The organism is Kitasatospora sp. NPDC059088, from assembly GCF_042738155.1.
Classification (GTDB): Bacteria; Actinomycetota; Actinomycetes; order Streptomycetales; family Streptomycetaceae; genus Kitasatospora.
The window spans coordinates 1-3,041 of the sequence record NZ_JBHYGR010000275.1; the positions used below are offsets into that span (position 1 = coordinate 1).

The 3,041-nt window shown below is 76.1% G+C and carries 4 protein-coding genes; all 4 read left to right on the forward strand.

Annotated elements, in window-relative coordinates:
* Nucleotides 1-93: 93 nt before the first annotated feature.
* Nucleotides 94-432: a hypothetical protein gene (locus ACFWXO_RS45205; RefSeq protein WP_380533062.1), complete on the forward strand. Its 339-nt coding sequence runs from the start codon at nt 94-96 to the stop codon at nt 430-432.
* Between the two features lie 145 nt (nt 433-577).
* Nucleotides 578-1,444, forward strand: a complete 867-nt coding sequence (locus tag ACFWXO_RS45210) for a DUF4184 family protein (protein ID WP_380533065.1) — start codon at nt 578-580, stop codon at nt 1,442-1,444.
* Between the two features lie 648 nt (nt 1,445-2,092).
* Entirely contained in the window at nt 2,093-2,314 is a 222-nt protein-coding gene (locus tag ACFWXO_RS45215; RefSeq protein WP_380533068.1) for a hypothetical protein, read from the forward strand.
* 9 nt (nt 2,315-2,323) lie between these two features.
* Nucleotides 2,324-3,041, forward strand: a 718-nt coding sequence (locus ACFWXO_RS45220; RefSeq protein WP_380533071.1) for a helix-turn-helix domain-containing protein, incomplete at its 3' end; no start/stop codon positions are given.

Below are 3,041 nucleotides of genomic sequence, written 5' to 3' on the forward strand. Positions count from 1 at the left end.
GCGGCGGCGGGGGGGGGGCGGGCGGGGGCGCGCGGGCGCCCGCCGGCCGGGCGCCGGGGGGCCCGGGGGGGGGGCCGGGGGCGCACGGCCGGGGTGGCGGTCGCGCTGGTCCTGGTGCCCCGGGCGGCCGTCGCCGCGCACGCCGTGCCCTGGATCAGCACCGACTACGGGTGCTGGCCGCTGCTGGTGCTCGCCGCGGCGGCGGCGGTGACGGCCTGGCGCAACGGTTCCCGGGGCGGCGACTCCCGGGGCGCCCGCGAACTGGCCGTCCGCGAACTGGCCGCCCTGGCCCTGGCCTCCCCGTTGCTGCTCGCCCAGGCCGGCACGGTGGCCTGGGGCGACCCGACCGCGCTCGCCGTCCTGGCGACCGTCCTCACGGCAGCCCTGGCGGCCGTCCCGCTCGCCGGCCGCCTCGGACGGTCCCGGCGCTGAACGACCCGACCCCGCCGAGCGGCCCCCCGGCCGAGCGGCGGGGTTCGTCGCGCACGTATTACTCCGTTTGACGTAGCATTCCGTTCAACGGACTATCGGGCCGTCGACTCCACCGGATCCGGCGGGCCCGCGCGAGAGGATGCCCATGCCGTTCACCCTGTCTCACCCCGCGGCCGTCCTGCCCCTGCTGCGGACGCCGTTCAGCCGGGTCGCGCTGGTGGCCGGGGCCGTCGCGCCGGACCTGCCGTACTTTCTGGTCACCACCGGACTGCCGGTCAGCGCCCAGTCCTGGTACGAGCCCTTCGCCAACGCCACCACCACCCACACCCTGCCCGGCGCCCTCACCGTCGGCCTTCCGTACACCCTCGCGCTGTGGGCGCTCCTCCTGGCCGGGTGGCGGCCGCTGGCCGCGCTGCTGCCGCTCCCGGCGCCCGCCGCGCGGCAGTCGTCGGGCGGTACAGGTGGTACGGGCGGTACGGCCGGGGCGGTGGTGCGGCGGGTCGGCTGGGTCCTGCTGTCCGCGGTGATCGGGCTCGCCACCCACCTGGTCTGGGACTCCTTCACCCACTACGACGGCTTCGTGGTCACCCGCGCGCCGTGGCTGAACACCACCTTGGCCGGCAGCCTCACCTGGGCCCGGGCCCTGCAACACGCCAGCACCATCGGCGGCCTGGCTGCCATCGCGGTCTTCGTCTGGCGCCGACGGGACCGGCTGCGCACCGGCGCCCGGCCCTTCACCGGCCGGCGCCGCCACATCCTGGTCGCGCTGGCCCTGTGCGCGGCCGCCGGGGCCGTCGCGCATGCCTGGTGGTGGCTGGCCGGCCCGCAGGCGGTGGCCGACGGGCGGCCGTTGGACGCCCTGCTGGAAGGCGTGCTGTCCGACGCGGCGAAGGGCGCGGGCGCCGGCCTGATCGCGGCCCTGGTGCTGTACACCGCCGCCTGGTGGATCCGTCACGCGGCCCTCGCACTGCGCGGTCGCGCGGGCGCCGCAGAGGCCGGTACCACGGCCTGAACGCGGCAGACCGTCGTGCCGCCCTACGGGTCGTCCGACGGTTCGGCAAGTCCTGCCTGCCGTCCAGGACTTCGCTGTCGTGCGACGTTTCGGGGGCGCCCCCCGGGCGCCCCCGAAGGGCCGGACGCTGGGTCCGGGCGGTGGCCGGCTCCGCTGCATCGGAGGGCGGCCGCGGTCCCTGGGTGTCGATTGCTCGCGACCGGGACTTCGGGTTCAAGGCTGGCGGGGAGCGGGGCCGGAACGCCCAGTTGCGTGCTGCGGGGCCGGACGGCGGGATGGCGGCGGCGCTGGACGGGGTCGCTTCGGTGGTGGATGACCTGGGCCTTTTCCCGTTCCACCGGGCGTGATTGTTGCGGCGGGTTCCGGACTCGCGCGCAAGAAATCCCGGGGATGGTGTCCGTCGGGACGGAAAACCCGGACAGGGGCGCGATCCGGCGTGTGCGGGGGCGCTCACGGTGGCCGCGAGCTGCGGATACCTCCGTCGATCATGCGATGTTCTTTCGGAGCGGAATGCCGGTTGGGCCGTTCGGGGAATTCGCGGGGCACGTCGTACCCGAGAATGAACGGCGGGTGCCGGGCGGGAGCTGCAATCTCCGGTCCGGGTCTTCAAGACTCGATTGAACGTCAATTCGATTGTAGGGACTTCGTATGAGTGTGCCGCGTCCGCGGCGGACGACGGCGAGCAGCAGCGTGCTGCCCGTTTCGGCCGTCGTCCTGGCGTTGGGTGTTCTGACCGCGGTCGTCGTTCTCGCCCTGGCCGGGGTGTCCACCGAGACGATCATCGCCCTGTCGAGCGCGGCGGTCTTCGCCGCGGCCGAGCTGACCAGACGGCTGGTCGCCGCCGTCGCCCGCGGACGCCGGCGCAGGTGAGCGTGCGCCATGGGACGGCACAAGAAGGCAGTGCCGGACGGTGCGTTCGCGGAACGGCTCGCCGTGTACCTGCGCGGCCTGCGGGAGCGCAGCGGCAAGACCTACGAGGCCATGGAACCCTTCTCCGTCGCGACCTTCTCGCGTGCGGACTCCGGTGCTTCCAGGCCGAGTTGGCGCGTCGTGGAGGCCTACGTACGGGCCTGCGGCGGACGGCCGTCGGAGCTGCGCAAGGCCGGCCGGCTGTGGCAGGAGACGCCCGCGAGCCAGCCGGCGGCGGACGCCCCGGCCGACGGCGCCGACGCCTGGCCCGAACCGGACACCCTGGTGGAGCCCCACCAGCTCGGCGAGGTCATGCGGATCGCACGGAAGGCGTGCGGCGACCCGTCCTTGCGCGGCCTGGAGGTGCGGGCGGCGCAGCTGGGTGAACAGCTCTCCCGCAGTACGCTCAGCGATGCGCTGCGCAAGCGCGGCGGGCCGCAGTTGCGGACGTTCTGCGTCTTCATGCGGGTGATCGCGGACTATCCGGGGTCGCCGGCCGCCGGCTACCCGGCCCGGGTGTGGGCCGAGGCCTGGCACCGGGTGCAGGAGGGGGGCGGCGGGGCGGCGGCGCCCGCGGTCGGGCCGGGGCGTCCCGCGACCGCGCCCCGGGCCGGCGCCGCCCCCCGCGGGGGGGGGGGGGGGCCCCCGCGGGGGGGCCCCCCCCGGGGGGGCGGCCGGGCGGCGCGGC